Genomic DNA, 19,320 nt, shown 5'->3' with positions numbered 1-19,320 from the left:
ATGCTGATCCCCCGTAGGGTCAAGCACCGCAAGCAGCACCACCCGAAGCGCAGCGGTATGTCCAAGGGTGGCACGCAGGTTGCGTTCGGCGAGTACGGCATCCAGGCGCTGACCCCGGCGTACGTGACGAACCGCCAGATCGAGGCGGCTCGTATCGCGATGACCCGTCACATCAAGCGTGGCGGCAAGGTCTGGATCAACATCTACCCGGACCGTCCCCTGACGAAGAAGCCGGCCGAGACCCGCATGGGTTCCGGTAAGGGTTCTCCCGAGTGGTGGATCGCGAACGTCAAGCCGGGTCGGGTGATGTTCGAGCTGTCCTACCCGAACGAGAAGATTGCTCGTGAGGCGCTCACCCGCGCTGCTCACAAGCTTCCGATGAAGTGCCGCATCGTTCGGCGCGAGGCAGGTGAGGCGTGATGTCGGCCGGAACCAAGGCGTCCGAGCTGCGCGAGCTGGGCAACGAGGAGCTGCTCAACAAGCTCCGCGAGGCCAAGGAAGAGCTGTTCAACCTCCGCTTCCAGGCGGCGACCGGACAGCTCGAGAACCACGGCCGGCTCAAGTCCGTCCGTAAGGACATCGCCCGGATCTACACCCTGATGCGCGAGCGTGAGCTGGGCATCGAGACGGTGGAGAGCGCCTGATGAGCGAGAAGACTGTGACTGAGACGAACACCGACCGCGGTTTCCGCAAGACCCGTGAGGGTCTGGTCGTCAGCGACAAGATGGACAAGACCGTCGTCGTCGCCGTCGAGGACCGTGTGAAGCACGCGCTGTACGGCAAGGTCATCCGCCGTACGAACAAGCTGAAGGCCCACGACGAGCAGAACGCCGCGGGCGTCGGCGACCGCGTCCTCCTCATGGAGACCCGGCCGCTGTCTGCGACGAAGCGCTGGCGCGTCGTCGAGATCCTCGAGAAGGCCAAGTAATTCCTGAGGGGCATCCCCCTCAGGCAAGTTCCGCCAGGCTCGGTGGGGTCCGCTCCGGACACGGGGCGGCCCCCACCGGGAACCGGCAGACGATCAGGAGATAGACGTGATCCAGCAGGAGTCGCGACTTCGCGTCGCCGACAACACGGGTGCGAAGGAAATCCTCACCATCCGTGTTCTCGGTGGTTCGGGTCGCCGCTACGCGGGCATCGGTGACGTCATCGTCGCCACCGTCAAGGACGCGATCCCCGGTGGCAACGTGAAGAAGGGTGACGTCGTCAAGGCCGTCATCGTTCGCACCGTCAAGGAGCGTCGTCGTCAGGATGGCTCGTACATCCGCTTCGACGAGAACGCCGCCGTCATTCTGAAGAACGACGGCGACCCCCGCGGCACCCGCATCTTCGGCCCGGTGGGCCGGGAGCTGCGCGAGAAGAAGTTCATGAAGATCATCTCGCTCGCGCCGGAGGTGCTGTAAGCATGAAGATCAAGAAGGGCGACCTGGTACAGGTCATCACCGGTAAGGACAAGGGCAAGCAGGGCAAGGTCATCGTGGCCTACCCGGCTCAGGACCGTGTCCTCGTCGAGGGTGTCAACCGGGTCAAGAAGCACACCAAGGCCGGTCAGACGGCTCGCGGTTCGCAGACCGGCGGCATCGTCACCACCGAGGCCCCGATTCACGTCAGCAACGTGCAGCTGGTCGTGGAGAAGGACGGCAAGAAGGTCGTCACTCGCGTCGGCTACCGCTTCGACGACGAGGGCAACAAGATCCGCGTTGCCAAGCGGACCGGTGAGGACATCTGATGACTGCCACCACTGCGCCGCGTCTCAAGACGCGCTACCGCGAGGAAATCGCCGGCAAGCTGCGTGAGGAGTTCTCCTACGAGAACGTCATGCAGGTCCCCGGCCTGGTCAAGATCGTGGTCAACATGGGTGTGGGCGACGCCGCCCGCGACTCCAAGCTGATCGACGGCGCCGTGCGCGACCTCACCACGATCACCGGCCAGAAGCCGGCCGTCACCAAGGCCCGCAAGTCCATCGCGCAGTTCAAGCTGCGCGAGGGTCAGCCGATCGGCTGCCACGTCACCCTCCGCGGTGACCGGATGTGGGAGTTCCTGGACCGTACGCTGTCGCTCGCGCTGCCGCGTATCCGTGACTTCCGCGGTCTGTCGCCGAAGCAGTTCGACGGCCGTGGCAACTACACCTTCGGTCTCACGGAGCAGGTCATGTTCCACGAGATCGACCAGGACAAGATCGACCGGGCCCGGGGCATGGACATCACCGTGGTGACCACGGCGACCAACGACGACGAGGGTCGTGCCCTCCTTCGTCACCTCGGCTTCCCGTTCAAGGAGAACTGACCGTGGCGAAGAAGGCTCTGATCGCTAAGGCCGCCCGCAAGCCGAAGTTCGGCGTCCGCGCGTACACGCGGTGCCAGCGCTGCGGCCGGCCCCACTCCGTCTACCGCAAGTTCGGCCTGTGCCGCGTGTGCCTTCGTGAGATGGCTCACCGCGGCGAGCTGCCGGGCGTGACCAAGAGCTCCTGGTAATTCCCCTCCGCCCCCTGGGCGTTGGGAATCACCGGAAGCTCTCGGTAAGCATCTGGTCGGCGGGAGCCCCGCCTCGCATGCCGTAGGCTTGCGGGGTTGGGCGCCCGCCGCCCATGACCGACTTACTACGCCGTAGGTCCCCGCACCGCACCCGTCCCGCCTCTGAGCGGGGAGAGGGATGGCGCATACAGGAAACCCCGGCGAGAGAGGCCGAAGGCCAATTCATGACCATGACTGATCCGATCGCAGACATGCTCACGCGTCTGCGTAACGCGAACTCGGCTTACCACGACTCGGTGTCGATGCCGCACAGCAAGATCAAGTCGCACATCGCGGAGATCCTCCAGCAGGAGGGCTTCATCACCGGCTGGAAGGTCGAGGACGCCGAGGTCGGCAAGAACCTCGTCCTGGAGCTGAAGTTCGGCCCGAACCGCGAGCGTTCGATCGCCGGCATCAAGCGCATCTCCAAGCCGGGTCTGCGTGTCTACGCAAAGTCCACCAACCTGCCGAAGGTCCTCGGCGGCCTGGGCGTGGCGATCATCTCCACGTCCCACGGTCTCCTGACCGGCCAGCAGGCGCAGAAGAAGGGCGTAGGTGGGGAAGTCCTCGCCTACGTCTGGTAGTCGGGAACGGAGGAAAAGCTCATGTCGCGAATCGGCAAGCTCCCCATCCAGGTTCCCGCCGGTGTGGACGTCACCATCGACGGCCGCACGGTCGCCGTGAAGGGCCCCAAGGGCACCCTCACGCACACCGTCGCGTCGCCGATCGAGGTCACCAAGGGTGAGGACGGCGTCCTGAACGTCTCCCGCCCGAACGACGAGCGTCAGAACAAGGCCCTGCACGGCCTGTCCCGCACGCTGGTGGCGAACATGATCACCGGTGTGACCCAGGGTTACAGCAAGGCGCTCGAGATCAGCGGTGTCGGTTACCGCGTCCAGGCGAAGGGCTCCAACCTGGAGTTCGCCCTGGGCTACAGCCACCCGATCGTCGTCGAGGCGCCGGAAGGCATCACCTTCAAGGTCGAGTCCCCGACCAAGCTGTCGGTCGAGGGCATCGACAAGCAGAAGGTCGGCGAGGTGGCGGCCAACATCCGCAAGCTGCGGAAGCCCGACCCGTACAAGGCGAAGGGCGTCAAGTACGCCGGCGAGGTCATCCGCCGCAAGGTCGGAAAGGCTGGTAAGTAGCCATGGCATACGGCGTGAAGATCGCCAAGGGCGACGCCTACAAGCGCGCCGCCCGCAAGCGTCGCCACATCCGTGTCCGCAAGTACGTCTCGGGTACGCCGGAGCGTCCCCGTCTGGTCGTCACGCGGTCCAACCGCCACATGGTGGCCCAGGTCATCGACGACGTCGCGGGTCACACGCTCGCGTCCGCGTCCACCCTGGACGTCTCCATCCGTGGTGGCGAGGGCGACAAGAGCACCCAGGCCAAGCAGGTCGGCGCACTGGTCGCTGAGCGCGCCAAGGCCGCAGGCGTCGAGGCCGTCGTGTTCGACCGCGGCGGCAACCAGTACGCCGGGCGGATTGCCGCTCTGGCTGACGCCGCCCGTGAAGCCGGGCTGAAGTTCTGAGCCCCGGTTCCTACGCACAGCGGACGTAACAGAGAGAGGTAAATCCAATGGCTGGACCCCAGCGCCGCGGCAGCGGTGCCGGTGGCGGCGAGCGGCGGGACCGGAAGGGCCGTGACGGCGGCGCAGCTGCCGCCGAGAAGACCGCGTACGTCGAGCGCGTCGTCGCGATCAACCGTGTCGCCAAGGTTGTGAAGGGTGGTCGTCGCTTCAGCTTCACCGCGCTGGTCGTGGTGGGCGACGGTGACGGCACCGTCGGTGTCGGCTACGGCAAGGCCAAGGAAGTTCCCGCGGCCATCGCCAAGGGCGTCGAGGAGGCCAAGAAGAACTTCTTCAAGGTCCCCCGCATCCAGGGCACCATCCCGCACCCGATCCAGGGCGAGAAGGCCGCGGGCGTCGTCCTGCTCAAGCCGGCTTCCCCCGGTACCGGTGTTATCGCCGGTGGCCCGGTGCGCGCCGTCCTGGAGTGCGCCGGCGTTCACGACATCCTGTCGAAGTCGCTCGGCTCCGACAACGCGATCAACATCGTGCACGCGACCGTGGCGGCCCTCAAGGGCCTGCAGCGTCCCGAGGAGATCGCGGCCCGCCGCGGTCTGCCGCTCGAGGACGTCGCCCCTGCGGCCCTGCTCCGTGCGCGTGCTGGGGCGGGTGTGTGATGGCCCGCCTCAAGATCACGCAGACGAAGTCGTACATCGGCAGCAAGCAGAACCACCGCGACACCCTGCGTTCGCTCGGGCTCAAGCGCCTGAACGACGTGGTCGTCAAGGAGGACCGCCCCGAGTTCCGCGGCATGGTGCACACCGTCCGCCACCTCGTGACGGTCGAGGAGGTCGACTGACATGGCGGAGAACAAGCCGCTGAAGGCCCATGACCTCCGGCCCGCCCCGGGCGCCAAGACCGCCAAGACCCGTGTGGGTCGTGGTGAGGCGTCCAAGGGTAAGACCGCCGGTCGTGGCACCAAGGGCACCAAGGCCCGCTACCAGGTTCCGGAGCGCTTCGAGGGTGGGCAGATGCCCCTCCACATGCGTCTCCCGAAGCTCAAGGGCTTCAAGAACCCGTTCCGCACTGAGTACCAGGTCGTGAACCTGGACCGTCTCGCGGCCCTCTACCCCGAGGGTGGCGAGGTCACCGTGGCCGACCTGGTCGCCAAGGGTGCCGTGCGCAACAACCACCTCGTCAAGGTCCTCGGACAGGGCGAGATCTCCGTGGCGCTGCAGGTGACGGTCGACGCCGTCTCCGGCTCCGCCAAGGAGAAGATCACCGCCGCCGGCGGTACCGTCACCGAGCTCGTCTGAGACGACTCGATGGCCTGAACATCCGACCGGGGATGCCTCTCATTTGGGGCATCCCCGGTTGGTCGTTCCTAGGGGGGCATGGTCGCCGGTAAGGTGGCGTGCGTTGTTGTGTGGTAACCCCTGGCCCCGGCCCGGGGAGCCGCTGATTTGTTTCGTATTTGTCGAACCTCAAGACCGTCACCTCTTCGCATTGCGCGGGGGTCGCAGGAGGCACCGTGCTCACCGCGTTCGCCCGGGCGTTCAAGACGCCCGACCTGCGCAAGAAGCTGCTGTTCACGCTCGGCATCATCGTGATCTATCGGCTCGGGGCGCACATCCCGGTTCCGGGAGTGAGCTACGAGAACGTCCAGATCTGTGTGGATCAGGCCAGTAAGGGCAACAACAGCCTCTTCGGCCTGGTGAACATGTTCAGTGGCGGCGCGCTGCTGCAGATCACGATCTTCGCGCTCGGCATCATGCCGTACATCACGGCCAGCATCATTCTCCAGCTGCTGACCGTGGTGATTCCCCGACTCGAGGCTCTCAAGAAGGAGGGGCAGAGCGGCCAGGCCAAGATCACGCAGTACACGCGTTATCTGACCGTCGCGCTCGCCATCCTCCAGGGCACCGGTCTGGTGGCCACCGCCACCAGCGGCGCGCTGTTCAGCGGCTGCCCGGTCGCCGACCAGATCGTGCCGAACCAGTCGATCTTCACCACCATCGTCATGGTGATCACGATGACCGCGGGCACCGCGACCGTGATGTGGCTCGGTGAGCTCATCACCGACCGCGGCATCGGCAACGGCATGTCGATCCTGATGTTCATCTCGATCGCCGCCAGCTTCCCGGGCGCCCTGTGGGCCATCAAGACCAGCGGCAAGCTGGCCGACGGCTGGATCGAGTTCGGCACCGTCATCCTGATCGGCTTCGTGATGGTCGGGCTCGTCGTCTTCGTCGAGCAGGCCCAGCGCCGCATCCCGGTGCAGTACGCGAAGCGGATGATCGGCCGCAGGTCGTACGGCGGCACCTCGACGTACATCCCGCTGAAGGTGAACCAGGCGGGTGTGATCCCCGTCATCTTCGCTTCTTCGCTGCTCTACATCCCCGCCCTGATCGTGCAGTTCTCCAACTCGAACGCGGGCTGGGCGACCTGGATCCGGGACAACTTCGTCAAGGGCGACCACCCGTACTACATCACCGCGTACTTCCTCCTGATCGTCTTCTTCGCCTTCTTCTACGTGGCGATTTCGTTCAACCCCGAGGAAGTCGCCGACAACATGAAGAAGTATGGTGGGTTCATCCCGGGTATCCGGGCTGGTCGACCTACTGCCGAGTACCTGAGCTATGTGCTCAACAGGATCACTTGGCCGGGCTCGCTGTATCTGGGCCTGATCGCTCTGGTGCCGACAATGGCGTTGGCAGGCTTCGGTGGTGCCAATCAGAACTTCCCGTTCGGCGGGACGAGCATCCTGATCATCGTGGGTGTGGGTCTGGAGACCGTGAAGCAGATCGAGAGTCAGCTCCAGCAGCGCAATTACGAAGGGTTCCTCCGCTGATGCGAATCGTCCTCGTCGGGCCGCCCGGTGCCGGCAAGGGAACGCAGGCTGCGTACCTTGCCAAGAACCTGTCGATTCCGCAGATCTCCACGGGCGATCTCTTCCGCGCCAACATCAGCCAGGGCACGGACCTTGGCAAGCGGGCCCGTGCCTACATGGACGCGGGGCAGTTGGTTCCGGACGAGGTCACCATCGGGATGGCCAAGGACCGCATGTCCCAGCCGGACGCCGAGAACGGGTTCCTGCTGGACGGCTTCCCGCGCAACGTGGGCCAGGCCGAGGCTCTCGACGCCATGCTCAAGGACGAGGGCACGAAGCTGGACGCGGTCCTGGACCTGGAGGTCCCCGAGGACGAGGTGGTCAAGCGCATCGCCGGCCGCCGGATCTGCCGCAACGACGGCTCGCACGTCTTCCACGTCGCGTACAACCCGCCGAAGACCGAGGGCGTTTGCGACGTCTGCGGCGGCGAGCTGTACCAGCGCGACGACGACAGCGAGGAGACGGTGCGCACCCGGCTGGAGGTCTACCACACGCAGACCGAGCCGATCATCGACTACTACCGGGCGCAGAACCTGGTGGTCACCATCTCCGCGCTCGGCAAGGTCACGGACGTGACCGAGCGGGCGATGGAGGCCCTGAAGTCCGACGAGGACTGAGCGGGACCTTCGCAGTACTCGTACAGTCGGCCGCGGCGTCCTCGGGCGCCGCGGCCGACTGCGTGCGCCGTATCGTTGAGTACGCCGCACCCGTCACCCTTCGATGCAGAGAGGCGCCGCACCATGGTGCAGATCAAGACCCCCGAGCAGATCGCCAAGATGCGTGAGGCGGGCCTGGTGGTCGCTGCCATTCACGCGGCCACCCGGGAGGCGGCGGTTCCCGGCGCCACGACGGCGGACCTGGACCGGGTCGCCCGGAAGGTCATCGCCGACCACGGCGCGAAGTCGAACTTCCTGGGGTACGGCGGTTTTCCCGCGACGATCTGCACGTCGGTCAACGAGGTCGTCGTCCACGGCATCCCGGACGACAAGACCGTCCTCAAGGACGGCGACATCATCTCCATCGACGCCGGCGCGATCGTGGACGGCTGGCACGGCGACGCCGCGTACACCGCGTTCGTGGGCACTGGTCACGCGCCGGAGCTGGTCGAGCTCTCCCGGGTGACCGAGGAGTCCATGTGGGCCGGTATCGCCGCGATGAAGGCGAACAACCGCCTCGTCGACATCTCGAAGGCGATCGAGTCCTACATCCGCCGCCAGCCCCGTCCGGCGACCGGCAAGTACGGGATCATCGAGGACTACGGCGGCCACGGCATCGGCACCGAGATGCACATGGACCCGCACCTGCTGAACTACGTCTCGCGGGGGCGCGGCAAGGGCATCCGGCTGGTGCCCGGCGTCTGCCTGGCGATCGAGCCGATGGTCTCGCTCGGTACGGCGAAGACCGAGGTGCTCCAGGACGACTGGACCGTGATCACGACGGACGGCACCTGGTCCTCGCACTGGGAGCACTCGATCGCCCTGACCGAGCAGGGCCCGCTGGTCCTGACCGCCCCCGACTGCGGGCGGGCGAAGCTGGCGCAGTACGGCATCGAGGCGGCGCCGGACCCCCTCGGCTGACCCTTCCCCGAGGTCTTGAGGACCAGAGGAGACCCCCATTGGCCGACCCCGTTCGGCCGATACGGTGCCGTACGGCCGGAGCCGCTTGCGCGGGACCTCCGGGCGGGCGGGGCGATTCGACCCCCTTGTGGAGGTCTAAGGATCTACTCCGCCGGGCAAACTTGACGGATTCGTCTTTTGGAGTCCGCTGACGTAGACTGACGCGTCGGCTCTCGTGCATCCGTGTGTCCACATGTCCACATCCGATGCCGGAAGCCGATCAAGGTAGCCGATTCGAAGGGCGAAGCGTGGCCAAGAAGCAAGGTGCCATCGAAATTGAGGGCACCGTGATCGAGTCCCTCCCGAACGCTATGTTCAAGGTGGAGCTCCAGAACGGTCACAAGGTCCTCGCGCACATCAGCGGCAAGATGCGGATGCACTACATCCGGATCCTCCCGGATGACCGGGTCGTCGTGGAGCTCTCTCCGTACGACCTGACGCGTGGCCGGATCGTCTACCGCTACAAGTAGATCTTGCCCGCACCGCGCTCCGTCGCGGTGGTGGCACTGACCCGGAGAACCTGACATCCCATGAAGGTCAAGCCGAGCGTCAAGAAGATCTGCGACAAGTGCAAGGTGATCCGCCGCCACGGCCGGGTCATGGTCATCTGCGACAACCTGCGCCACAAGCAGCGCCAGGGCTGACGCACGACCACCTGCATCTCGCAGCACTTCGCGCGACGCACGCAACAACGTACATACGCAGAGTCCGTCCAAGCTTCGGCTGACGGCACCTCCGGCGGGGGCCGGGGACCCGGACGTACCACCTCTCGGACGAGGGGTCGGCGGTCGGGAGCGGCTCTGCGGAAGACCCCCGACACGACAACTGGAGCCATTTCATGGCACGCGTTTCAGGTGTTGACATCCCGCGCGAAAAGCGCGTGGAGGTCGCCCTCACCTACGTCTTCGGCATCGGGCGCACCCGGTCCAAGGAGATCCTCGCCGCCACCGACGTGAACCCGAACACCCGCGTTCGCGACCTGGCCGAAGAGGACCTGGTCAAGATCCGCGAGTACGTGGACGCCAACCTCCGCACCGAGGGTGACCTCCGCCGCGAGATCCAGGCCGACATCCGCCGCAAGGTCGAGATCGGCTGCTACCAGGGTCTGCGTCACCGCCGCGGCCTGCCGGTCCACGGCCAGCGCACCAGCACGAACGCTCGTACCCGCAAGGGCCCGCGTCGCGCGATCGCCGGTAAGAAGAAGCCGGGCAAGAAGTAGTCCTCAGCGGACGCACTGCGGCTGTCCGGGCCACCGGAACCCGCAGCAACCAGCGGTCTTCGCTGTAGGACCGATCACCTCCCCTCTCCATCTGGAGTCAAGACATGCCCCCCAAGGGACGTCAGGGCGCAACCAAGAAGGTGCGTCGCAAGGAAAAGAAGAACGTTGCTCACGGCCACGCGCACATCAAGAGCACGTTCAACAACACGATCGTCTCGATCACGGACCCCTCGGGCAACGTGATCTCCTGGGCCTCGGCCGGCCACGTCGGCTTCAAGGGCTCGCGCAAGTCCACCCCCTTCGCCGCGCAGATGGCCGCCGAGTCGGCCGCCCGCCGCGCGCAGGAGCACGGCATGCGCAAGGTCGACGTCTTCGTGAAGGGTCCGGGCTCCGGCCGCGAGACCGCGATCCGTTCGCTCCAGGCCACCGGCCTGGAGGTCGGCTCGATCCAGGACGTCACCCCCACCCCGCACAACGGATGCCGGCCGCCCAAGCGCCGTCGCGTCTGATCTTCGCGCGGTAAAGCACCGCGGGTCCGGGCGGTACGGCCCCTCTTCGGGTCGTGCCGCCCGTACCCTTGTCAGTACCTGGGGGCGTCAAATAGTGGGCGCCCACGACTGAAGGATCTCCACCATGCTTATCGCTCAGCGTCCGTCGCTGACCGAAGAGGTCGTTGACGAGTTCCGCTCCCGGTTCGTGATCGAGCCGCTGGAGCCGGGCTTCGGCTACACCCTCGGCAACTCCCTCCGCCGCACGCTCCTCTCCTCGATCCCCGGTGCCGCCGTCACCAGCATCCGGATCGACGGTGTCCTGCACGAGTTCACCACCGTGCCGGGCGTCAAGGAGGACGTGACCGACCTCATCCTCAACATCAAGCAGCTGGTCGTCTCCTCGGAGCACGACGAGCCGGTCGTGATGTACCTGCGCAAGCAGGGCCCCGGCCTGGTCACCGCCGCGGACATCGCCCCGCCGGCCGGTGTCGAGGTGCACAACCCGGACCTGGTCCTGGCCACGCTGAACGGCAAGGGCAAGCTGGAGATGGAGCTGACCGTCGAGCGCGGTCGCGGCTACGTCTCCGCCGTCCAGAACAAGCAGGTGGGCCAGGAGATCGGCCGTATCCCGGTCGACTCCATCTACTCGCCGGTGCTCAAGGTCACCTACAAGGTCGAGGCGACCCGTGTCGAGCAGCGCACCGACTTCGACAAGCTGATCGTCGACGTCGAGACCAAGCAGGCCATGCGGCCGCGTGACGCCATGGCGTCGGCGGGCAAGACCCTGGTCGAGCTGTTCGGTCTGGCGCGCGAGCTCAACATCGACGCCGAGGGCATCGACATGGGCCCGTCCCCGACGGACGCCGCGCTCGCCGCCGATCTGGCGCTGCCGATCGAGGAGCTGGAGCTCACGGTCCGCTCGTACAACTGCCTCAAGCGCGAGGGCATCCACTCGGTGGGCGAGCTGGTGGCCCGTTCCGAGGCCGACCTGCTCGACATCCGCAACTTCGGTGCGAAGTCGATCGACGAGGTCAAGGCGAAGCTGGCCGGCATGGGCCTGGCGCTCAAGGACAGCCCGCCCGGATTCGACCCGACCGCCGCCGCCGACGCCTTCGGCGCCGACGACGACGCGGACGCCGGTTTCGCGGAGACCGAGCAGTACTGAACCGCCTCCGGCCGGGGCGCCCGGGATTCCCGGGCGCCCCGGACCGGGGTTCGGGCCCTGTCCTCCCCGGGGGACGGGCCCGACCTGGATCTCCCGCGTGGCGTCCGCCGCGCGGGAACTGACACCGGTACCTGACACGGCCGGTGCAGCACACAAGGAGAAGAACCATGCCGAAGCCCGCCAAGGGTGCCCGTCTGGGCGGCAGCGCCGCGCACGAGAAGCTGCTTCTGAACAACCTCGCGAAGTCGCTGTTCGAGCACGGCCGCATCACGACGACCGAGGCCAAGGCCCGCCGCCTGCGTCCGGTCGCCGAGCGCTTCATCACCAAGGCGAAGAAGGGCGACATCCACAACCGTCGCCTGGTGCTGCAGTCGATCACGGACAAGGGCGTCGTCCACACGCTCTTCACCGAGATCGCCCCGCGGTACGAGAACCGCCCCGGTGGTTACACCCGCATCACCAAGATCGGCAACCGTCGTGGCGACAACGCCCCGATGGCCGTGATCGAGCTGGTCGAGGCGCTGACCGTGGCCCAGCAGGCCACCGGTGAGGCCGAGGCCGCCACGAAGCGCGCGGTCAAGGAGGACGCCCTGAAGAAGGACGCCGCCGAGGCCGTCGAGGACGCCAAGCCGGCCGAGGCCGAGGCGGAGTCCAAGGACGCCTGAGTCCTGGGACTACCTGAGTCCGAGGACGCCTGAGAGCCTGTCGGGTGACCTTCGGCCGGAAAGCGGACGCGGTACGGTGCGTGCGATTCCAAGGCGCCGGGATGTCCTGGTAGCGCCGCTACCAGGACATCCCGGCAACGCCGGAAGCGTGCGTACCAGGGCGTGGCCGCCCGGCCAGAGATCAACCCGACAGGCTCTGAGCGTTCCGAGACCGCTGGACGGGCCCGCATCACCCTTCGGGGCGGTGCGGGCCCGTTCCGTAGGCACGGGCAGAAAGAGATCTGTGGGTGAGTGACGGTGGCTGACGAGGTGGAGCCCGGGTCCGTACGGCTGCGGCTGGACCTGGCGTACGACGGCAAGGACTTCTCCGGCTGGGCGAAACAGACCGGGCGGCGGACCGTGCAGGGCGAGATCGAGGACGCGCTGCGGACCGTGACCCGTTCGGCGCGGACGTACGACCTGACCGTGGCCGGACGCACGGACGCGGGGGTGCACGCGCGGGGGCAGGTCGCCCATGTGGACCTGCCGGCCGAGGTGTGGGCCGAGCACGGCGACAAGCTGCTGCGGCGGATGGCCGGACGGATGGCGCCCGATGTGCGGATCTGGCGGATCGCCGAGGCCCCGACCGGGTTCAACGCCCGCTTCTCGGCGCTGTGGCGTCGTTACGCGTACCGGGTCTGCGACCGTCCCGGCGGCGTGGATCCGCTGTTGCGCGGTCATGTCCTGTGGCACGACCGGCCGCTGGACGTCGACGCCATGAACGAGGCGGCGGCGCGGATGACCGGCGAGCACGACTTCGCGGCGTACTGCAAGAAGCGCGACGGCGCCACGACCATCCGCACGCTCCAGAAGCTGAGTTGGGTGCGGGACGAGACGTCGGGCATCCTGACGGCGACCGTGCAGGCCGACGCGTTCTGCCACAACATGGTGCGGGCGCTGATCGGCGCGGCGCTGTTCGTCGGGGACGGGCGACGTGAGCCCGAGTGGCCCGCCCGGGTGCTGGCGGCGCGGGTACGGAACCCGGGGGTGCACGTGGTGCGCCCGCACGGCCTGACGCTGGAGGAAGTCGCCTACCCGGCCGACGGGTTGCTGGCCGCCCGCGCCGAGCAGGCGCGCAATGTACGCACGCTGCCCGGGGCGGGCGGCATCGCTGCCGGTGGCGACCGGGACGACGAGAACTGCTGCTGAGCGTCCGCCGGGCGCGGGGCCCTGGGCTCGGGACGGCAGGACGACGGGGGAGCGGGATCGGGGCCGCGGATCGGTCCGCGGCCCCGGACGGCCCGTCAGCCGGTCTGGGCGGTGGCGGCGGCGGACGCCTGGAGCTCCCCGCGGTGGTGGATCTGACGGAAGGTGAAGTTCGTCAGGTCGTTGCCGGTGGCGTAGACGTTCTTGTCGTCCGTGGTGACGTTCTTGCCTTCGGTGAAGCCGCTGATGGAGAAGTAGGCGTAGCGGCCGTAGGAGTTGGCGGTGCGGCGGCAGACCGTTCCGGCGGGGCAGAAGGCCGGTACGCCGGCGCCGCCGAGCGCGGCGATGCCGCCGGTGGACTGCTGGGCCGCCCGCCGGGCACGGGCCTCGGTGGGGAAGACGGCGATGCCGACGGTGACGGCGACGCCGTCCTTGGCGTAGGTGGCCCGGACGACCTGCTCGCAGCCGTTGGCGGTGAGGACCTGGCCCAGTCCGCTCTTGGTGGGGGCGGCGCAGTTCTCCGTGCGATGGGTCGCGCCCTTGACGTAGACACGGTCGCCCATCGTGAGCTTCTTGCCGGGGAAGAACGCGTCGACCGTGATCGGCGCCTTGTCCTTCCTGGCGTCGGATATGTAGTCCTTCGGGTCCGGCGGGGGCGGTGGGGCCACCGAGGAGAAGGACGGCTCGGGGCCGGCGGTCTCGTCGGGCAGGTCGGCCGGTTCGGGGAGATGACCGGCGTTCTTGCCGGCGCTGGTGCCGTTGTCGCCCTTGCCCGTCGTGACGACCGCCGTGGCCACGATGGCGCCCACCGCGGCGGTGGCGAGCACCCCGCCGCCGATCAGCAGCCACTTCTTGCGGCGCCCCCGCGCCGCGGACGCGTCGGCGAGCGCCGCCCAGTCCGGAGTCGGCGCGCCTCCCGGCCCCCAGGAGGGCCCCCCTTGCCCAAAGCTCATGCGGCGCATCCTAATGCCGTGCGCCCTGGTCGGCGGGGCGGAAGTTAATCCGTTTGGGCCGGTATCGCGCGACCGTGACAATGCTGCGTATGGGACATCTCGAAGCGGGCCACCTGGAGTACTACCTACCGGACGGACGGGTGCTGCTCGGTGATGCCTCGTTCCGGGTGGCGGACGGTGCCGTGGTCGCCCTGGTCGGGGCCAACGGCGCCGGGAAGACCACGCTGCTGAAGCTGCTCTCCGGGGAGCTCCAGCCGCACGGCGGCTCGGTCTCGGTGAGCGGCGGCCTCGGCGTGATGCCGCAGTTCGTGGGGTCGGTCCGGGACGAGCGCACGGTCCGGGACCTGCTGGTCTCCGTGGCCCAGCCCCGTATCCGGGAGGCCGCGCTGGCCGTGGACCGGGCCGAGGAGCTGATCCTCACGGTCGACGACGAGGCCGCGCAGATGGCGTACGCGCAGGCCCTCAGCGACTGGGCGGAGGCGCGCGGCTACGAGGCCGAGACGGTCTGGGACATGTGCACCACGGCCGCGCTCGGCATCCCGTACGAGAAGGCGCAGTGGCGCGAGGTGCGCACGCTGTCCGGCGGGGAGCAGAAGCGGCTGGTGCTGGAGGCGCTGCTGCGCGGGCCGGACGAGGTGCTGCTGCTCGACGAGCCGGACAACTACCTCGACGTCCCCGGCAAGCGCTGGCTGGAGGAGAAGCTGAAGGAGACCCGCAAGACGGTTCTCTTCGTCTCCCACGACCGCGAACTGCTCGCCCGCGCCGCCGAGAAGATCGTCAGCGTGGAGCCGAGCCCGGCGGGCAGCGACGTGTGGGTGCACGGCGGCGGCTTCGACACGTACCACCAGGCCCGCAGGGACCGGTTCGCCCGGTTCGAGGAGCTGATGCGGCGCTGGGAGGAGGAGCACGCCCGACTGAAGGCGCTGGTCCTGCGGCTGCGGCAGCAGGCGGCGAACAGCCCGGACATGGCGTCCCGCTACCGGGCCATGCAGACCCGGTTCAAGAAGTTCGAGGAGGCGGGTCCGCCGCCGGAGCCGCCGCGCGAGCAGGACATCAGGATGCGGCTGCGCGGCGGGCGGACCGGCGTGCGGGCGGTGACCTGCGAGGGGCTGGAGCTCACCGGGCTGATGAAGCCGTTCGACCTGGAGGTCTTCTACGGGGAACGGGTCGCCGTCCTCGGTTCGAACGGTTCCGGGAAGTCGCACTTCCTGCGGCTGCTCGCGGGCGAGCCGGTGGCGCACACGGGGACGTGGAAGCTGGGGGCCCGGGTCGTGCCGGGGCACTTCGCGCAGACGCACGCCCACCCGGAGCTGCTGGGGCACACGCTCGTCGAGATCCTGTGGAAGGAGTACGCCAAGGACCGGGGCGGGGCGATGTCGGTGCTGCGCCGCTACGAGCTGGAGCGGCAGGGCGACCAGCCGTTCGAGAAGCTGTCCGGCGGGCAGCAGGCCCGGTTCCAGATCCTGTTGCTGGAGCTGGCCGGGACGACCGCGCTGCTGCTGGACGAGCCGACGGACAACCTGGACCTGGAGTCGGCCGAGGCCCTGCAGGACGGTCTGGAGGTGTATGAGGGGACGGTGCTGGCCGTCACGCACGACCGGTGGTTCGCGAAGTCCTTCGACCGGTACCTGGTGTTCGGCTCGGACGGTGTCGTACGGGAGTCGAAGGAGCCGGTCTGGGACGAGCGGAGGGTCGAGCGGGCGCGGTGAGCCGGGGCCGCTCGTGCGACGGCGGCACGGGGGCTGCCGCGCGGGCGGGCGGTCCGGTTCCGCCCGCGCGTCCGCGCGGTGAGCGGTGTGTGGCAGGGGTGTCGCCGCCTCCTGTACGGGGGCCGGGAGGCGGCGACGGTGTGGGGGAGCGGCCTCAGCCCGCCCAGACGTCCTCCACGTAGCGGTTCTCGTCCATGAGCGCGGCCAGCCAGTCCTCGGCGCTCCGTGCGTCGTCCTTCGCGTGGTCGCGATGGATCCGCTGGAACGCCTCGCGCACCGCGGGGGCCATCGCGCGGCCGTCGCCGCAGACGCGGACGTGGGCACCGGCCTCCAGCAGTTCCCAGATCCGGTCCGCCTCGCGGGCGATGCGGTGCTGGACGAAGCGGTCGCCGTTCTCTGGGGCCCGGGAGAACACCGGGCGCAGGTCGGCCGCCCCGGCCTCCTCGGCCTTCTCCAGCTCGGCGCGGTGCAGGTAGTCCACGTCCGGGTGGTCGCAGCCGAAGTAGCAGACGAGGGTGGCCCGGTCGGGCCGCGGATCGGCGGCCCGCTCGATGACCGCGGCGCGGAACGGGGCGAGCCCGGTGCCCGCGCTCACGGTGATGACGGGCACGGACGGGTCCTCGGGGAGCCGGAACACGTCCCGGCAGGGGGCGCTCCGGGCGTACACGGTGTCGCCGGGCCCGACCGTGCTCAGGTACGCCGGGCCCGCGCCCAGGAAGGTGCCCTTGCCGCTGCGGTGGGGCGCCGGTGCCGCCGCGACCATCAGGTCGACGGTGTCGGGCGAGGTCGCGGGCGACGAGGAGATCGAGTAGTAGCGCGGCCGCATCGGGGGCAGGGCCTCCAGCAGGAGCGCCAGCGACGGCCGCAGGGACGGGTAGCGCTCCAGCAGGAGCGGCACGGTGGGCAGGGCCTCGTCGGTCGCGGATCGCGGGGCGGTGGCCAGTTCCTCCAGCGCGATCCGGTCCGGCGGGCAGGGGGCGACGGACGCGAGGAGTTCGGCGCCCCGCGCGGTGACGGGCTGGGCCAGTTCCACGAAGTGCGTCAGCAGCGCGCGCACGCTCAGCGGCCGGTCCACCGGCAGCGGGTCGCGGCCCGCCGTCGTCGTCCGCAGCCGGACCACCCGGTCGAGGTCGAGGCCGAGGAGCGCGGCGGTGCTCTCCACCAGCGCGGCCGGGTTGGCCGGCCGGACGAGCAGGTGGTCGCCGGTGCGGTAGTCGGCGCCGGCCGGGAGCCGCAGCCGGATGTGGCGCTTGGAGCGGGCCAGCGGGCTGGTGGTGTCGCACAGGTCCTCGTTGGACAGCACCTCCAGGGGGAGCAGCTCGTCGCCCTCCGGCGACATGCCGAGCCCGTCGGCGTCCGGGGCGTCGTCGGTGTCCTCCACCGTGTAGCGGGGGGCGGTCTCCTCGGGCTCCGTGCCGTCGGTGGGCTCTCCGTAGCGGTCGAGCAGGGCCGACCACAGGCCGGTGCCCCAGCGTGCGGTCTCGTCGATGCCGTCGGCGCCCATGTCGATCGCCGCACGCTCCACCACGGGCTCGGCCCCGGCGGCGGACAGTCGCTCGTCGATCAGGGTGGGGATCCTCTGGTAGGTGGCGGCCCAGTTGCGGTCGCCGAGGCCGAGGACGGCGTACGGGACCCCGGCGAGGCGCGTGTCCTCGATGTCGTCCGAGAGCCAGGACACGAAGCGGGCGGCGTCGTCGGTCGGGCGTCCGTTGTAGGAGGCGGTGACGATCACCACGGGGCGGCCGGGGGCCAGGGTGTCCACGGCGTCGTCGAGCCGGCCGACCTCGGGGGTGAAGCCGTGCCGGGTCGCCCGGTCGGCGAGGTCGTGGGCGAGCGACCGGCAGGCGCCGAGGTTGGAGCCGTAGAGCACGGTGAGCGCGGTGCCGGGGGCGCGCAGTGCGGGGGCGGTCTCCTCGGGCGGGGCGGCGACGGCGACGGCGGGCGGGCGGACGCGGGCGCGGTCGGCGTCCGTCCTGCGTATCGGGGTGAGGGTGAAGCCGTCCGGCTTGAGCGTCAGGGTCTCCTTGATCCGCAGCCGGTAGTGGGAGTGGTCCACCAGCCGGTAGCGGTGGATGAGCAGGCCGAGCAGCAGCGTGGCCTCGTGCAGGGCGAACTGCCGCCCGATGCAGGAGCGTTCACCGTTGCCGAACGGCTTGAACAGGTGCGGGTCGCGCTCGGCCACCCGCTCCGGGTCGAAGCGCGACGGGTCGAACAGTTCGGGGTTGTCGCCCCAGCCGGGGTCGCGGTGGAGCATCGGCGTGAGGACGACGGCGCTCTGGCCCCGGCGCAGCGGGTAGCGCCCGCCGAGCACGGTGTCCTCCAGGGGTTCCAGGGAGAAGGCGGGGGCGGTCGGCCACAGCCGCAGCCCCTCGTTGAGGACCTGGCGGATGTAGCGCAGCCGGCCGACGTCCTCGTAGGTGGGATCGGGGCCGGCGTCCTCGCCCCACAGGGCGGCCGTCTCCTCCTGGGCTCTGGCCAGCACCGCGGGGTGCTTGAGCAGGTAGTACAGCGCGAAGGAGAGGGCGCCGCTGGTGGTCTCGTGCCCGGCGATCAGGAAGGTGATCACCTGGTGGCGGATGTTGACGTCGTCGAGCGGTTCGCCGGTGTCCTTGTCGCGGGCGTGCAGCATCAGCCCCAGCAGGTCGTCCGCGCCGTCGGTGCGGTCGGGGCCGGCGGCCCGGCGGCGCCGGACGACCTCGTCGACGAGGTCGTTCATGGCCGCGATGTCGGCCGCGTTGCGCGCGTTGCGGGAGCGGTAGAGGAAGTCGAGGCCCGGGATGAACTGCGGTTTGGCCTGGGCGTGGGCCAGCGCCCGCACCATCGAGCCGATGAAGGGGTGCGGGGTGTCGCGGCCGAAGGAGTCGAAGTCGTAGCCGAAGCCGCACAGGCCGATGGTGTCGAGGGTGAGCCGGGTCATGTCACCGGGCACGTCCACCGGGCGGCCCGCCTGCCGGTCCCAGTGGGCGATCAGCTTGCGCGCCACCTTCAGCATCGCGGGGTGGTAGTCGCGCAGCGCGTTCGACGCGAAGGCGGGCAGCAGGATGTTGTGCGCCCTGCGCCAGTTCGGCTCCTCGCCGTACGCGGTGAACAGGCCGTCGCCGGTGAAGTCGCGCACCGCCTCCAGGGCGTCGGTCACCGTCTTGCGGAAGCGCGACTCGTCGCACAGCTCGGCCACCAGGTCCAGCGAGGAGACGATCAGCATTTCCTGATCGAAGATGCGCAGCGTGTATATGGGCCCCAGGGCGCGCGCCTCCCGCATCGAGTACAGGAGGAAGCCGTCCGAGGGCATGGTCAGCGCGTGCCCGACGAAGGGCAGTGAGCCCCTCTCCGGTGCCTTGCCCGGTGTCGGCGGCCTGCCCCTGCCCGATTTCCTGCCCGGCAGCAAGCTCGTGATCGCCATCTTTCCG

Annotated in this window: 26 protein-coding genes; 24 read left to right on the top strand and 2 right to left on the bottom strand. The window is 69.0% G+C overall.

Going from position 1 to position 19,320, the window contains the following annotated elements; translation table 11 throughout:
- The 23 genes from rplP to truA all read left to right on the top strand — a co-directional run bounded on the left by rplP (position 1) and on the right by truA (position 13,254).
- Positions 1 to 420 (top strand): 50S ribosomal protein L16, encoded by a 420-nt coding sequence (gene rplP, locus AB0E67_RS05055; protein WP_072485538.1) that lies wholly within the window; start codon positions 1 to 3, stop codon positions 418 to 420.
- A complete protein-coding gene (rpmC, locus tag AB0E67_RS05050) occupies positions 420 to 644 on the top strand; it encodes a 50S ribosomal protein L29 (protein ID WP_015035581.1) in 225 nt (74 codons plus the stop codon). Before rplP ends, rpmC begins: the two co-directional genes overlap by 1 nt.
- A complete protein-coding gene (rpsQ, locus tag AB0E67_RS05045; RefSeq protein ID WP_030977953.1) occupies positions 644 to 928 on the top strand; it encodes a 30S ribosomal protein S17 in 285 nt (94 codons plus the stop codon). Before rpmC ends, rpsQ begins: the two co-directional genes overlap by 1 nt.
- Positions 929 to 1,034: 106 nt before the next feature.
- Positions 1,035 to 1,403 (top strand): 50S ribosomal protein L14, encoded by a 369-nt coding sequence (gene rplN, locus AB0E67_RS05040; RefSeq protein ID WP_003966950.1) that lies wholly within the window; start codon positions 1,035 to 1,037, stop codon positions 1,401 to 1,403.
- Between the two features lie 2 nt (positions 1,404 to 1,405).
- Positions 1,406 to 1,729 (top strand): 50S ribosomal protein L24, encoded by a 324-nt coding sequence (gene rplX, locus AB0E67_RS05035; protein WP_073786786.1) that lies wholly within the window; start codon positions 1,406 to 1,408, stop codon positions 1,727 to 1,729.
- Positions 1,729 to 2,286, top strand: a complete 558-nt coding sequence (gene rplE / locus AB0E67_RS05030; RefSeq protein ID WP_362021003.1) for a 50S ribosomal protein L5 — start codon at positions 1,729 to 1,731, stop codon at positions 2,284 to 2,286. Before rplX ends, rplE begins: the two co-directional genes overlap by 1 nt.
- Before the next feature lie 2 nt (positions 2,287 to 2,288).
- Positions 2,289 to 2,474 (top strand): type Z 30S ribosomal protein S14, encoded by a 186-nt coding sequence (locus AB0E67_RS05025; RefSeq protein WP_003956452.1) that lies wholly within the window; start codon positions 2,289 to 2,291, stop codon positions 2,472 to 2,474.
- A gap of 224 nt (positions 2,475 to 2,698) precedes the next feature.
- Positions 2,699 to 3,097 carry a 30S ribosomal protein S8 gene (gene rpsH, locus AB0E67_RS05020; RefSeq protein ID WP_019888762.1) on the top strand — a complete coding sequence of 133 codons (399 nt, stop codon included), beginning with the start codon at positions 2,699 to 2,701 and terminating at the stop codon, positions 3,095 to 3,097.
- Positions 3,098 to 3,118: 21 nt separating this feature from the next.
- Positions 3,119 to 3,658, top strand: a complete 540-nt coding sequence (rplF, locus tag AB0E67_RS05015) for a 50S ribosomal protein L6 (RefSeq protein WP_362020999.1) — start codon at positions 3,119 to 3,121, stop codon at positions 3,656 to 3,658.
- A 2-nt stretch (positions 3,659 to 3,660) separates the two neighbouring features.
- Entirely contained in the window at positions 3,661 to 4,044 is a 384-nt protein-coding gene (gene rplR, locus AB0E67_RS05010; protein ID WP_335934428.1) for a 50S ribosomal protein L18, read from the top strand.
- A 47-nt stretch (positions 4,045 to 4,091) separates the two neighbouring features.
- Positions 4,092 to 4,697 (top strand): 30S ribosomal protein S5, encoded by a 606-nt coding sequence (gene rpsE, locus AB0E67_RS05005; RefSeq protein ID WP_335934427.1) that lies wholly within the window; start codon positions 4,092 to 4,094, stop codon positions 4,695 to 4,697.
- Positions 4,697 to 4,879 (top strand): 50S ribosomal protein L30, encoded by a 183-nt coding sequence (rpmD, locus tag AB0E67_RS05000; RefSeq protein WP_005313525.1) that lies wholly within the window; start codon positions 4,697 to 4,699, stop codon positions 4,877 to 4,879. Before rpsE ends, rpmD begins: the two co-directional genes overlap by 1 nt.
- A 1-nt stretch (position 4,880) precedes the next feature.
- Positions 4,881 to 5,336, top strand: a complete 456-nt coding sequence (gene rplO, locus AB0E67_RS04995; RefSeq protein WP_073786794.1) for a 50S ribosomal protein L15 — start codon at positions 4,881 to 4,883, stop codon at positions 5,334 to 5,336.
- 215 nt (positions 5,337 to 5,551) lie between these two features.
- On the top strand, positions 5,552 to 6,871 hold the full coding sequence (secY, locus tag AB0E67_RS04990; protein WP_351525706.1) for a preprotein translocase subunit SecY: 1,320 nt from the start codon (positions 5,552 to 5,554) through the stop codon (positions 6,869 to 6,871).
- Entirely contained in the window at positions 6,871 to 7,527 is a 657-nt protein-coding gene (locus AB0E67_RS04985) for an adenylate kinase (protein WP_362020996.1), read from the top strand. Before secY ends, AB0E67_RS04985 begins: the two co-directional genes overlap by 1 nt.
- A gap of 123 nt (positions 7,528 to 7,650) precedes the next feature.
- Positions 7,651 to 8,487 (top strand): type I methionyl aminopeptidase, encoded by an 837-nt coding sequence (gene map, locus AB0E67_RS04980; protein WP_362020993.1) that lies wholly within the window; start codon positions 7,651 to 7,653, stop codon positions 8,485 to 8,487.
- Between the two features lie 287 nt (positions 8,488 to 8,774).
- Positions 8,775 to 8,996, top strand: a complete 222-nt coding sequence (gene infA, locus AB0E67_RS04975; RefSeq protein ID WP_003956442.1) for a translation initiation factor IF-1 — start codon at positions 8,775 to 8,777, stop codon at positions 8,994 to 8,996.
- A 60-nt stretch (positions 8,997 to 9,056) separates the two neighbouring features.
- Positions 9,057 to 9,170 (top strand): 50S ribosomal protein L36, encoded by a 114-nt coding sequence (rpmJ, locus tag AB0E67_RS04970; RefSeq protein WP_003956441.1) that lies wholly within the window; start codon positions 9,057 to 9,059, stop codon positions 9,168 to 9,170.
- A 194-nt stretch (positions 9,171 to 9,364) separates the two neighbouring features.
- A complete protein-coding gene (rpsM, locus tag AB0E67_RS04965; protein ID WP_148838713.1) occupies positions 9,365 to 9,745 on the top strand; it encodes a 30S ribosomal protein S13 in 381 nt (126 codons plus the stop codon).
- Positions 9,746 to 9,849: 104 nt separating this feature from the next.
- Positions 9,850 to 10,254 carry a 30S ribosomal protein S11 gene (gene rpsK, locus AB0E67_RS04960; protein ID WP_125496499.1) on the top strand — a complete coding sequence of 135 codons (405 nt, stop codon included), beginning with the start codon at positions 9,850 to 9,852 and terminating at the stop codon, positions 10,252 to 10,254.
- 124 nt (positions 10,255 to 10,378) lie between these two features.
- Positions 10,379 to 11,401, top strand: coding sequence for a DNA-directed RNA polymerase subunit alpha (locus tag AB0E67_RS04955; protein WP_073786804.1), 1,023 nt, complete (start codon positions 10,379 to 10,381; stop codon positions 11,399 to 11,401).
- 167 nt (positions 11,402 to 11,568) lie between these two features.
- The gene (gene rplQ / locus AB0E67_RS04950) at positions 11,569 to 12,066 is read left to right on the top strand and encodes a 50S ribosomal protein L17 (RefSeq protein ID WP_362020989.1); all 498 of its coding nucleotides are present in this window, start codon (positions 11,569 to 11,571) and stop codon (positions 12,064 to 12,066) included.
- A 297-nt stretch (positions 12,067 to 12,363) separates the two neighbouring features.
- The gene (gene truA, locus AB0E67_RS04945) at positions 12,364 to 13,254 is read left to right on the top strand and encodes a tRNA pseudouridine(38-40) synthase TruA (RefSeq protein ID WP_362020986.1); all 891 of its coding nucleotides are present in this window, start codon (positions 12,364 to 12,366) and stop codon (positions 13,252 to 13,254) included.
- 95 nt (positions 13,255 to 13,349) lie between these two features.
- Here the strand turns inward: truA and AB0E67_RS04940 are convergent, their stop codons facing one another.
- Entirely contained in the window at positions 13,350 to 14,204 is an 855-nt protein-coding gene (locus tag AB0E67_RS04940; protein WP_362020983.1) for a hypothetical protein, read from the bottom strand.
- A gap of 89 nt (positions 14,205 to 14,293) precedes the next feature.
- Here AB0E67_RS04940 and AB0E67_RS04935 point away from each other — a divergent pair, with 89 nt between their 5' ends.
- Positions 14,294 to 15,913, top strand: coding sequence for an ATP-binding cassette domain-containing protein (locus AB0E67_RS04935; RefSeq protein ID WP_362020981.1), 1,620 nt, complete (start codon positions 14,294 to 14,296; stop codon positions 15,911 to 15,913).
- Between the two features lie 154 nt (positions 15,914 to 16,067).
- Here the strand turns inward: AB0E67_RS04935 and AB0E67_RS04930 are convergent, their stop codons facing one another.
- Entirely contained in the window at positions 16,068 to 19,313 is a 3,246-nt protein-coding gene (locus tag AB0E67_RS04930; RefSeq protein WP_362020979.1) for a cytochrome P450, read from the bottom strand.
- Positions 19,314 to 19,320 lie beyond the last annotated feature (7 nt).

The sequence above is a fragment of the Streptomyces sp. NPDC032161 genome, from assembly GCF_040636995.1.
GTDB lineage: Bacteria > Actinomycetota > Actinomycetes > Streptomycetales > Streptomycetaceae > Streptomyces.
This window is presented reverse-complemented; position numbering and strand designations above follow the sequence as displayed.